The sequence below is a fragment of the Candidatus Kuenenia sp. genome, from assembly GCF_039794105.1.
In the GTDB taxonomy this organism is placed as follows: Bacteria; Planctomycetota; Brocadiia; order Brocadiales; family Brocadiaceae; genus Kuenenia.
Window position 1 is genome coordinate 32,452 of the sequence record NZ_JBDIWA010000012.1, and the last position, 12,382, is coordinate 44,833.

General features: G+C 42.6%; 9 protein-coding genes. 4 read left to right on the top strand and 5 right to left on the bottom strand.

All coding sequences use genetic code 11. From position 1 onward, the window contains the following. Positions 1 to 803 precede the first annotated feature (803 nt). A complete protein-coding gene (gene folD / locus ABJL82_RS08015; protein ID WP_347274209.1) occupies positions 804 to 1,715 on the top strand; it encodes a bifunctional methylenetetrahydrofolate dehydrogenase/methenyltetrahydrofolate cyclohydrolase FolD in 912 nt (303 codons plus the stop codon). Between the two features lie 75 nt (positions 1,716 to 1,790). Here folD and ABJL82_RS08020 read toward each other — a convergent pair whose 3' ends face one another. The 3 genes from ABJL82_RS08020 to ABJL82_RS08030 form a co-directional block, all read right to left on the bottom strand. Beyond that, the gene (locus ABJL82_RS08020; RefSeq protein WP_347274210.1) at positions 1,791 to 4,790 is read right to left on the bottom strand and encodes an SBBP repeat-containing protein; all 3,000 of its coding nucleotides are present in this window, start codon (positions 4,788 to 4,790) and stop codon (positions 1,791 to 1,793) included. Between the two features lie 68 nt (positions 4,791 to 4,858). Next, a complete protein-coding gene (locus tag ABJL82_RS08025; RefSeq protein WP_347274211.1) occupies positions 4,859 to 6,076 on the bottom strand; it encodes an aryl-sulfate sulfotransferase in 1,218 nt (405 codons plus the stop codon). 338 nt (positions 6,077 to 6,414) lie between these two features. Further along, a complete protein-coding gene (locus ABJL82_RS08030) occupies positions 6,415 to 6,540 on the bottom strand; it encodes a hypothetical protein (RefSeq protein WP_347274212.1) in 126 nt (41 codons plus the stop codon). 232 nt (positions 6,541 to 6,772) lie between these two features. Between ABJL82_RS08030 and ABJL82_RS08035 the strand changes: the two genes are divergently transcribed. Then, positions 6,773 to 7,468 carry a phosphopantothenoylcysteine decarboxylase gene (locus tag ABJL82_RS08035; RefSeq protein ID WP_347274213.1) on the top strand — a complete coding sequence of 232 codons (696 nt, stop codon included), beginning with the start codon at positions 6,773 to 6,775 and terminating at the stop codon, positions 7,466 to 7,468. Positions 7,469 to 7,958: 490 nt separating this feature from the next. Further along, positions 7,959 to 8,741, top strand: coding sequence for a DNA-binding protein (locus tag ABJL82_RS08040; protein ID WP_347274214.1), 783 nt, complete (start codon positions 7,959 to 7,961; stop codon positions 8,739 to 8,741). A gap of 208 nt (positions 8,742 to 8,949) precedes the next feature. On the opposite strand, the gene ABJL82_RS08045 is transcribed toward ABJL82_RS08040, so the two are convergent. Beyond that, a complete protein-coding gene (locus ABJL82_RS08045) occupies positions 8,950 to 9,246 on the bottom strand; it encodes a hypothetical protein (protein ID WP_347274215.1) in 297 nt (98 codons plus the stop codon). A 453-nt stretch (positions 9,247 to 9,699) separates the two neighbouring features. Here ABJL82_RS08045 and ABJL82_RS08050 point away from each other — a divergent pair, with 453 nt between their 5' ends. Then, positions 9,700 to 11,550 (top strand): PAS domain S-box protein, encoded by a 1,851-nt coding sequence (locus ABJL82_RS08050; protein ID WP_347274216.1) that lies wholly within the window; start codon positions 9,700 to 9,702, stop codon positions 11,548 to 11,550. A 119-nt stretch (positions 11,551 to 11,669) separates the two neighbouring features. Here the strand turns inward: ABJL82_RS08050 and ABJL82_RS08055 are convergent, their stop codons facing one another. Continuing rightward, complete coding sequence (locus tag ABJL82_RS08055; RefSeq protein ID WP_347274217.1) at positions 11,670 to 12,239, bottom strand: nitroreductase family protein; 570 nt, start codon at positions 12,237 to 12,239, stop codon at positions 11,670 to 11,672. Positions 12,240 to 12,382: the final 143 nt, after the last annotated feature.

The window sequence follows — 12,382 nt, forward strand, 5'->3', positions numbered from 1 at the left end:
AGAAATTTAAATCAGGTTGCCTTTTTAAAATACAAAAAACCAACGACATTCATTTTTACCCACCCCTCAATCCCCTCCCAGGAGAGGAATTATCAAATTCCCCTCTTGGGAGGGGCAGGGGTGGGTTTGTTTATTGATCAACTAAAAATATTGAAATTCCTATACTTTTAATTATGGAATAAATGCGACCTACTGTACATTTAAGATACTCCCTTGTCAAGAATCGAACAGCAGCTTAAAATAATCCACTTTATTTGTCTCTTCCGCCTTACAACCTGGCGCAGCATTTGGCCGCAACCAAACTCGAAATGCGAATATCGAAATACGAAACAAATTCAAATGACAAAAAACCCAATGCTCCAAACTTGTAGAGACGCACGGCCGTGCGTCTCTACTAATCAATGCCTTACGGTGCTGCATTTTTGAAAAATGCGCATTAAAAACAAGAAGTTGCTGGATAGTAGCACAGATTTATTCCCTCCCGGCTTTGCTCAAAACACGTGTTTTTGTAACACTTTAGTTTTTTCATACATTCAATATCTGATGTTGTATATCACAGAAAAACTACGAAAAAAAGTTGTATTTACCTGTGTGTTTTACTATTATTCTGACTCCTCAAAAAAGAACCTGTTGTGTCACTTTGCAGGCGCATTTCCGATTTTTTATAAAAATGCAATTAGTATGGAAGGTTAATAGTAACTCAAGCTTCCAGCTTGAGGGTAAAATATCGCAAGCAGGATACTTGTGTTGCAAAGGTAAAACTTGTTTTTTAGTGTATATAGCTGAAAGGAGAGTGTATTGTCATGTCCGCAAAATTAATTAAAGGTACAGAGATTGGCGAACAAATATTAGAGGAAATTACCGGTGAAGTAGCGGAAATAAAGAAGAGACACGGCGTTGTTCCAGGCCTGGTAACAATCCTTGTCGGAGAAAACCCGGCATCCATGTCGTATGTAACCTTAAAAATCAAAACCGCTCACCGGGTGGGTTTTAAAGAGGTGCAGGATTCACAACCGGCGGATATTTCAGAAAAGAATCTTCTCGCCCTTATTGAAAAGTACAACCACGACGATTCAATTCACGGCATCCTTGTCCAGCTTCCACTCCCGAAACATATTTATGAAAAGAAGGTGCTTAATGCCATTGATCCGGACAAGGATGTTGATGGGTTTCATCCCGTAAATGTCGGGCGTCTTATGATCGGAGGCAATGAGGTTAAATTCCCGCCCTGCACCCCCGCCGGCATTCAGGAATTGATTGTACGGTCAGGCGTTGAAACCCGCGGCGCGGAGGTGGTTGTGGTTGGGCGTTCTAACATTGTGGGAAAACCAATCGCGAATATGATGCTTCAGAAAGGGAAAGGGGCGGACGCTACGGTAACAATAGTCCATACACAAACAAGAAACATGGCGGAACACTGCAAACGCGCGGACGTCCTTATTGTTGCCGCAGGAGTTCCCGGGCTGGTAAAACCCGAATGGATAAAACCTGGCGCGTGTGTAATTGATGTGGGGGTAAACAGGGTAGGCGAAAAACCCAGCAAGAACGACCCAAACAAAATGGTTGCTCTTTTAAAAGGAGATGTTGATTTTGAAGCGGCGAGTGAAATTGCAGGATTTATTACCCCTGTTCCCGGAGGAGTAGGCCCTATGACCATTACAATGCTTATGAGAAATACCCTCAGGTCTCTGAAGTTTAAACTGGGGATAAAATAGAAAATTACGCTTTCATCCGGAGGTCGGAGGTCCGCGAAAAACACGGATCTCTGACTTCTGACTTCTAACCTTACACTATCGAGTTACTCTTACTTTCACTTTTGCCTTACTATTTGAGTCGCTTGACACAAACCTTGCCGTTGCATTTCCCCTCTTTACGCCCTCAATCGTAAACACAGCCTGTCCATTATCATCTGTGATTGCATTTTCCGGAGATATGGAAATATTGTTTCCTCCCTTAATGATTTCCCATATTACCAGCACACCATAGCGAGGGTCGCCACCCTTACATGCAACTGTTATCGTAACCGGTGCGGAAGAAGTACGGGCAATTTCCGTAATCTGCTGATCTGCAGATACAGTCTCCCTATTACACTGCGCTGACGTTTTGAATGACATTTCACTGCCGTACAACGTCCCCACGCTGTTTTTTGCTACCAGCCGGTAATAATACGTTGTACTGAAACTCAGGCTACTGACACTACTATTTATAGAAATATCATCATATCCGCCAACCGTTAGTTCTTCTGTTGTATTATCATAAGAACCGCTCACCGTTCCATACTCAAACCATGCTATCGTTGACAGTCCGGCGGCATTAATTGTCCCGTGCAATGTAGCCGATTCAACGGTTATATATAACGCCTCTCCCGTAGTTACTTCCCCATTTACCGAAAGTGAGCTGTCGAATCGTGATATAAATGCATTGCCCGACTCACTATTAAAACCGGCGCTATATGCTGCTTCTGTAACCGGGAAATCATTCGAATACGTTGAACCTGCAATATACACACCTCCGGCAGCACCCAAAACCATCGCGAGGGATTTATCATCATCCGCCCCCCCAAGATACGTTGAAGCAAGCAGACTGGTCAGATCGCTGTTGAATTTTGAGAGAAACACATCCGCACTGCCGTTAAATGATTCGTCAAAAACGTTAGCAGTTGTAGGAAAGTCTTCTGATTTGGTAATGCCAGTTACATACACATTATCTTCAGCATCTGTTGCTACTGCATACGCCTCTTCATAATCCGAGCCGCCAAGATAGGTTGATGCAAGCAGACTGGTTAAATCATCATTAAACTTCGATACAAAGACGTCTCCCCCATAATAAGACGAATCATATGCACCGGCAGTTGTGGGAAAATCCGCAGACTCTGTTGAACCTGTATAACCTGTTACATATACGTTTCCGCTTGAATCCAGCGCCAATGAATAAGCGCCGTCATAATCATATCCACCAAGATAGGTTGAAGCAAGCAGGCTGGTCAGATCGCTGTTGAATTTCGAGAGAAACGCATCCGCACTGCCATTAAATGATTCGTCAAAAACGTCGTCAGTCACCGGAAAGTCTTCTGATTTGGTAATGCCCGTTACATACGCATTATTATTTGCATCAAGAGCAAGTGAATAGGCTCCGTCATACTCTGACCCTCCCAGATATGTCGAGGCCAGCAAACTGGTTAGACCATCATCGAATTTTGTGATAAAAACATCTCTGTATAAGCCGGAAGATGACGTATCGTAAGCGCCTTCGGTGGTGGGAAAGTTAGTAGAGGAGGTCATACCCGCTACATATACATTGCCGTTTATATCAATCGCCAGCGAGCGGGCTTCTTCACTATACGACCCGCCCAGATATGTTGACGCCAATAAACTGCCAAGATCACCGCTCAACTTCGACACAAAGGCATCACCGCCGGAATACGAGGCGTCATACGCATCTCCCGTTACAGGAAAATCTTTTGAATAAGTAAAGCCCGCTATGTAGAGGTTATCTCCTGAATCAATCGCCAGTGCATGGGCATCTTCAGTATTAGAACCGCCAAGATATGTTGAAGCAAGAAGACTCGTCAGGTCATTGCTGAATTTTGAGATAAAGACATCTTTATTACCGCTGGAAGAGGTTGCATATGCATCATCTGTCACAGGAAAGTCATCTGACATTGTTACTCCAAGAACAAACACATTATCATTTGAGTCCACTGCCAAAGACCTGCACTCTTCGTCAGAAGAACCTCCCAAAAAAGTAGATGAAATCATAGGGTCAATGATGAGTTCCTTTGACCTGTCAAAATTACCCGTTCGGAAGCCATAGATAAATTTATCACCAATAGCGATTTCCGTTGTATTGTTTGCAAATGCAGGTTTCGCACCCTTACTATTTGCCGTTCTGCGCCATCCGTACTTCTTATTTTCTCCGGTACGACGCCCCCTGTTGTCTGATATCTTTTCACCCTCATGAAGATAATATGCCACAGGCACATCTACTTTTTTGCCGTTGATAATCTGATACGCAACAGGGCGCGAAAATGTTGCCATCCCGGTTTGTGTTTCAACCGCAAGTCCGCCATAATCATTAATTTTTAATGCGCTTCTTTCTGCCGTTTCAAGGAAAACCCTTATTTCGTCGGGGTTTGCCCCTGTTTTTACATAAAACAGCTTTTCTACGGCATTTCCATACGCTTTTAATTTCAATTCTATCCCCTCGTACACCTCTCCCAGACTTACCATCCTGTAGCTTGAAATTGCGGACATCCATTTCCCTGTGTCATCTCCCTTAAAATAATTGATCTTCGTTGCCGCCTCTTCTTCCCCTCGTATTCCGGATACGGTACTGCCCGCAAGTTTTTCCCGGAGAATGAAAAATCCCCTCTTTTCACCGTCAATGCCTTCCTTGCCGGAACTTTTCTCAATTGTTTCGGAGAAATCAGCGGGAGTCGTCTTGTTTTTAGCCTTACACGCACTTAATGCCTGTTTTTTTTGATGCTCCGGCAATACATACACCATCTCTCCGTTTTTTGTGACAAACACTGTGCCGCAGAAGATGTGCGTATAAAATGCCACCCGTTCATCCTGCTGCCCCTTGTTGACAATAAAAGGCATCTCCATTTTCACAATCTTTTCAACGGCTCTTTTGCCCTTTGTTTGCTGTCCGCTCCCGCCAAACAACTCATATTTGGAAACAGGCGTTTGTATATCAGGTTTCTCACCTGCTGAATATGCCTGTTTAAAAGAAAACACCCATAGTGCAATGCATATCAAAAATGCCAACGCAACGTTCCTGTTCTTCATCTCAAAAATTCCCCTCCTCGGGTTCTTGCAAAGATATAGACATGGCATGCCATGTCCCTACTATTATGTTATCGTAAATTAGGAATTTCCTCTGCGGTATAAAATGTGGCTTTAAAAATGGAATTATCAATCACATCTTCTTTATTCGCATAAAAATAAGGACTTACATATTCCCATACCACTTCCTTGTCGGATGTTACCTGAAATATGCGGCCAAAACACCCTTCGGTGATAAGGGTATTCCCGTTTGATAATCTTTGCGCTCCCGATATTGTAGGGCTGAAAAAATTAATTGCCGGCACATCACGGTATCGCCACACAATCTCTTTTGTATCCCGGTTTAGTTCTATTACCCTGGAATAGGGGACGGGTTCAGACTTCCGCTGCTGTCCGTTGTCGAATACAAGTATATTGCCATTTTTAAGGATGCGTGGGTCATGCTGCTGGGCAAAGGTAGAGTGTCCGAGCTTCCAGACAAATTTCCCGGTATTCTTGTCAATAATTCCAACGGTAGAGATATTCCGGAAACTCACCATTACCTGGTTGTCCTCTTCTAACGGAACAACGGCATTTGCGTGCGTCCACTCATCCCTGGGGCAATTTGATTGAATAACATCCGTATCGAAATCAAGGTGATCCTTCGCATGCCACTTCCATACCCGACTTCCATTCGCATCTACCTCTATAATAATATCCGCCCACATATCGCCTTTTTTGCCGGAACCTTCTGTCCCCCCTTGTACCTGGTCTCTTATCTCCGCCGGCAATTTTTCCACCGCCAGGTAAATGGCGCCTCCGGAAGAGGTACGCCTGCCGTCATGGTGATGGTAGGGATTGCGAAGCTCCCATACAATATTTCCTTTCCAGTCCACTTCCATCATAATGCCCCCTTTAAAACTGCTCCAGTTTGGCCACAGATCCCAGGCGCCGTCATCCTCCACCTGCCCGTTATAGAAAAGATTGCCATTCGGCAGTAAATAGCCATATACACCGGGGGCATAAGGCAAATTCCACTGATGCGCCACCTTGCCGTCATTCGTATCAATAAGAAATACTTCGCCGCAGGTATTATTCATTGGAGTAAAAAGAACATATCCCATAGCAGCTTTTTCCCTGTCAATTGCAACAACGCCTGTGCGGCTAACCCTACGGAAGGTTTGCTGGTCTATCGTCAACTTATACGCCAGGTCATCGGCTTGTATGCCTTTACCTTGCCAGCCGCTAATCAATGCCGTGAAACCTAAAATATACATCGCTGTTTTTATTATTTGTTTTGAGCTTTTCATACTCAGTTTTTCCTATAAAATGCCTTTGAGTTTATAATACAATCCTGCGGCAGATACAAAATATCTAGAATGCGAACGCTTTATTTTGACGGTTCAATTTGTAACAACAACCTAATGTTTTCTATTGTTGCCATGCCTCCTTTCCCCCTAAACTGGCATAGCCAGAACATATCAAGCACAAAATGGGAATTTGTTTTGGATTTCTGATTTCACAATTAAGGAAAATGGGATTGGGATGTTTTTGCTATTCTTTTACTATGCCAACACCCTATTTGCAAATAAAAAATGCCATAATACACCATAATGGCACAATGATTATTGCAACAATTTGTAACACTTTAGTTTTTCAAAAAATTCCAATAATAGCGCTGTTTTCCACACGATGCAGGGACGACAGACAACGGACATCCTTCGTCTCTCGTCTCTCGTCTCTCGTCTCTCGTCTCTCGTTTCTCGTCTTTCATCTCCTGTCTCTCATGCTTCGTCTCTCGCTCTTACGTTTTTCAAAAAACTAAAGTGTTACAATCCCACTTGCCTTGTACTATATTGCCGATAACGGCAAGCAGGACCTTGCATCCGCTTTGTCAAATTGATACACTTCCCACGTTGGAGGAGAAAACCTGTTTTTTACAGAGTTTTTCAGAAAATCACCTTATTGCCAATCGCTCAATTTTTTTAAAAGGCCACGTTAAGCAGATGAAAGATAAAAAGAGGTTAAACATACTTATAACTTCAGGACCTACAAGGGGTTATATAGACGACGTCAGATATATAAGCAATAAATCTTCCGGCAGATTGGGGGCTGCAATAGCAACCGAAGCGCTTAAAAGGGGGGCGGACGTCACAATGGCGTATGGCACTGGAAGTATTATTCCTGATATTACTTGCTTAGGAAAAGAAACGGGTAACCGGCTTACCCTCATTGAAATAGAAACTCTACAGGATCTGTCAAAATTATTCCGGGAGGGTTTACAGGGGAAAGTCTTTGCCGCCGTTGTCCACGCCATGGCAGTGCTGGATTATATCCCTGAACAACCGGTCGAAGGAAAAGTGTCTTCCCATAGCAATGAGATTACCGTACGGTTTATAAAAACTCCGAAAATAATAAAGTTAATAAAAGAGCTTTGGCCCCGTTCGCTGCTCATCAGTTTTAAATTAGAAGCGGGGATTCCCCATGATGAACTCATGAAAAGGGCCTATGCCTCCTTGCTGGAAAATAAAGCAGATTTTGTGGTAGCAAATGACCAGCATGAGATTTTAGGGGATAAACACCCCGGTTATATCATTAATTCACATCAGGAACTGGTGGCAACGTGCAATACAAAACAAGATATAGCAGAAAGGCTCATAGACATAATATATAGTCAAACAAATCTGATTTTAGAAATGTAGGGGCGAAACATTTGCCTGTATATAAGATTCGGACGTAAAATGTTGCGGTACACGCGTTAACTCCACTCTAATTGAACGAGTCTACTGTACACAGGCAAATGCTTCGCCCCTACTCTGGTAATTCCCCGGTTGCTAAGGTGAGAAGGCGCAGGGTTGTCCTGGTTGCGGCCATGCACGCAGTGTAATTACCCTTTACGCCTCTCCTATTTGAAAACACGTATGCATGAAACATGAGGCGGAATAGACAAACCTGCAACAAATTAATGGATAATAAAATTCTTGTTTTATCATGATAAAGTGAGTATCATTTTTTCATTGGCCGATTTCATTACGTACTGCAGTATTTTTGCTGAAAAACAACCTTTTTTCCTGTTTGCCGCATAACAGCTCCGCCGAATGGAGTCTGCAAGTGTTGCAGCTTAACGTTAATACATTAAACAGTACATTATTTCACCTGAAATCTTAGTAAAATAAAGAAGGAGCCTTTATAATGAAAAAAATTGTATTTGTATTTGCTTTATCGCTAACAATGTCTTCCGCAATGATCGCCAAAAATACCTTTGCCTATCAAATGAAATCGGTGGACGAACCCTCGCGTGACTATACACATAGTAATTATTCACAGGAACCTTCGCACGAAGCACAAGACGAGGGCGGCTATTTTCTTGCCGGAAAAATTGCAGAAACAATGAACAGTGGCGGCTATACGTATCTCTGCATTGATGACTACGGGAAAAAAACATGGGTAGCCATACCGGAAACAACCGTATCCGTGGGGCAGGAGGTTGTTTTGCAACCAGGTTTCGAAATGACCGGCTTTGAAAGCAAGACATTGAACAGAACATTTGACAAAATCATTTTTTCCAACGGTCTGGCGGATTCAGGGCAAGAAGCTCCTTCATACACTACCAAAGGCAGCAAGGGCATCAGCGTTTCAACAAATGAAAAGATCTCTGTGGAAAAAGCTACAGGGGCAGACGCTTATACCGTAGAGGAACTTTATGAAAACAGTGAGAAGCTTAACAAGAAAAAAGTCATTGTGAAGGGTAAAGTGATTAAAGTTTCTGTTGGCATTATGGGGAAGAACTGGCTGCATCTTCAGGACGGAAGCGGAAGCCAGGATAAGAATAATACAGACCTCGTAGTCACCACAAAAGACCAACCTTCTGTCGGCGACATTGTTACGGTAAGCGGCACTCTCTATAAGGATAAGGATTTCGGCAGCGGTTATAAATACAATGTAATCGTGGAAGAAGCCACAGTGAAGAAATAACGGAGGGGGTAGCCCGGCTTGTTAAAGATGAATTTTAACGATGCACATTTTCTTTTGTGATGTATTCATCGCCCTAACGGGCAAAAAGTTCTTTATTATCTTTTCAGGCTGTCCGGGAATTCAGTGTTTCGCAATTTTCTGCTATAATAAATCACGGTATATTAATAGCTGGATTTTTGCGGGATTCTCTATTCCCGGACAGCCTGTTTTATTTTAAACAGTCGAAAACTATGTCCATAGCTGCTAATGTAAATAAAGCAATCAACCATTCGCCTGAAAATACTTTTTCTCCGTCAGATTTTGCAGATGAGCACAGATAAAAAATTTCAGACAGGTTCAGGCTTCGTCGTGAACTCAGCCGAACGGTTGTAAGCCTGAACCCGCCTGGAGTTTTTCCCTTGCCGCTAATATCCTCCTCCCCTATCCCTGAAACCGATGTTGCCGTAAATAAAAACCCTCTACAATATTCTCCCCCGAAACAAGTTTTGAATTGGTCATTAGTCATTAGTCATTAGTCATTAGTAAATTTGTGATGATTTTTTTAATCTGTTTAATCTGTGGGTTTCCCTTTCGTATTTCGTGCTTCGCGTTTCGTGCTTGTTTGGTTCATTAGGGTTAATGTTTGACTTCATTTTGAAAAATGATTAAAATCCCCAAGCACCCACGGCACCTATGATAGAAACTCAGGTAAAATCCATGCGAAAGAATTTACGGCAAAATGTTAAAAAAAGGAAGGTGTAGTAATTATGGATGGGATGATGAGAAGATATATTTTATGTAACTGACAATGAAGAATTGTATAATCAATGAGTAGAAATTTACCGAATATTTAAAGATGTATAGAATAAAGAATTCTCAAATTACATGAGAATCCTTCAGGTTATTTATGGCAAAAACTGAGCACAAAAACATTCTGAACCGTGAGATAACTTCCCATTAATGGAGATTTAAAACAACTATGCAAAAAACACTTAAGACATTAGAAGACCTTGCAAAAGAAAACAAGATGCTTAAAGAGGAATTGTCCGGACATTTAAGGGCAGAAGAAGACTTGCGCAAATTATCACGCGCAATAGAACAAAGTCCATGCACCGTAGTAATCACCAACGCAAAAGGCATTATTGAATACGTCAACCCCAAGTTTACGCAGTTAACCGGTTATGCGCCTGAAGAGGTAGTTGGGAAAAACCCGAATATTTTAAAACCAGACAATATTCCGGCAGAGGAATTTGACCATTTATGGAAGACAATCACTTCGGGAAAAGAATGGCAGGGAAAATTTCGCAACAAAAAAAAGAACGGCGATTTGTATTGGGAATATGCATATATATCCCCCGTGAAAAACCAATCAAACACCATCACTCATTTTATCGCAGTAAAAGAAGACATCACCGAACGCTTAAAAGCTGAGGAAGAGTTAAGTAAATTTTCACGCGCCATTGAACAAAGTCCCGTTACAACCATTATAACCAATTCCAGGGGTATCATAGAATACGTTAATCCACGGTTCACAGAATCAAGCGGTTACACCGCCAAAGAGGTTATCGGGAAAAACCCCCGCGTTCTCAAGCCGGAAAACATTTCTTCCGAAGAGTTTGCAGAACTGTGGAAGACCCTTCTTTCGGGGAAAGAACTTAATGGAGAATTTTGCTGCAAAAAGAAGAACGGTGAAATGTATTGGGAAAATGTATATCTCTCTCCAATCAGAAACCATGAGGGCAAAATCACCCACTTTATCGTTGTAAAAGAGGATATCACCGAACGTAAACTGATGGAAGAAGAGCGGATTAAGCACATTAAAGAATTGGAAGACCTGATGTCTTTTTCTACAATTATCAACGAAGAAGAGGTACAGGAAGAGGCCCTTTTTAAACATCTTGTCTCTGCACTGCAAAAAAACTTTGCTCCGGACATCGTTGCCGTAATTATGCTTGACAAGGAAAAAAGCATGCTTTACCTGCCGGTCATTGACCCTGTAATGCCAGCCGGGGAATTAATACATAAGGAAGCAATACTTGACCCTTCACTGTGTAAAGTAATGAATACCGGGAAAAAATCAGTCGTAAATGATATTGCCTCCGAATCTCCGTGTGAATGTATTGTAACACGCGAGAAAAGCGGAGGTTATGTTTGTTTTCCCATCATTATTGGAAACAAGACGGCAGGTATGGTGCTCATGATGAAAAAAGAATTCAGCACATGGAAAAACAAAAAAAACCAAAGGCTTATGTCTAATTATACAGAAACGGCGGCGCTCGCTCTGCACAAATTGGAACTTCTTGAGATAGCAAAACATACAAACGTAATGGACGAATTTCAAGGAATATACAATAAACGGTATTTTACAGAACTATTGACAAAGCAACTCGCAGTGGCAAAAAGAAGGGGCGAGAACTTAAGCCTTCTTATATTGGGACCCGACAATTACAAAGCGACAACCGAAACATACGGCTCCAATAATGCGGGGAATCTCCTCCTGCAGCAGATAGCCGGAGTCTTAAGCGACTCGGTCAGTGATTCCGATATTATAGCAAGGTATGATGACGCGGAATTCGCCATTATTATGCCGGCGACATTTGCCACAAGGGCGCTGGTGAAAGCAGACGGAATCAGACAGCGCATAGAATATACCCGTTTTCATGATCCGGCTTCAGGCAATCGGGCAAACATTACTATCAGCATCGGCATCTCCTCATTTCCGGAACACGCATCCGAAGTGGAACCTTTGGTAACGCTCGCAAATAAGGCCTTTTACAAAGCGAAAAACGATGGAGGAAACAGGGTTGAAGCCATGGTTACTTCCCGATAAGTTAATGACACAGGCTACAGTCTGCAATCGGCAGTCCACAGTCGGCAGTCCACAATTTGCAATTTGATGATTGCAGATTGCCGACTGTGGACTGTCGATTAAAAAGTTACAGGCCCGGTCTAAGGAATAATGATTTCCTCTAACGCCCGCTTCGGTACATGGTGTATCATTTCCTTGTCCCTCCAGTATTTTATGTCCCCGTCGCTGCCCACCGGCTCAATAAGCACCTTCTCCTTCGGTTTTCCCAGCGCTAATACAAGAAGGATTTCATACTCACCGGGTATGTTCAATACGTTTCGCAATCCTTCCTTCTGTATTGATCCAATAATACATCCACCAAGCCCCTTTTCCGTTGCCCCAAGGAGAATACTCTGCGCCGCAATGCCATGGTCGCACCAAAAGTTTTTGCTGATAGTGGTATCCCCAAGCATTACTATATATGCAGAAGGCCTCTCCCCTTCGACAGGCCCAGGCCAGTCCTGCAGATAACCCGCCCAGGCAAGATGCGGGAATATTAAGGCATTCTTTTGTGCATCATAAGAAAGCATATATTTCAACGGCTGCATGTTGCCGGCAGATGCAGAAAGTCGTGCGTAATCTACAAGGGTTTCCAATACTTCCATCTCTATCAAAAATTCCTGATAAAATCTCCGGTAACTTCTGTTTTTTATAATCATATCCTTCAGCATTTTCACCCTCCTTCGTAACTTCTCAAAAAGTTTAGGTTTTATAATAATTTCTACCTTCCACAGTCTCTACAGTCTACAGTCGGCAATCTACAATCTGCAATATACCGACTGCCGATTACCGATTGACCAGTATCCGGATTTAT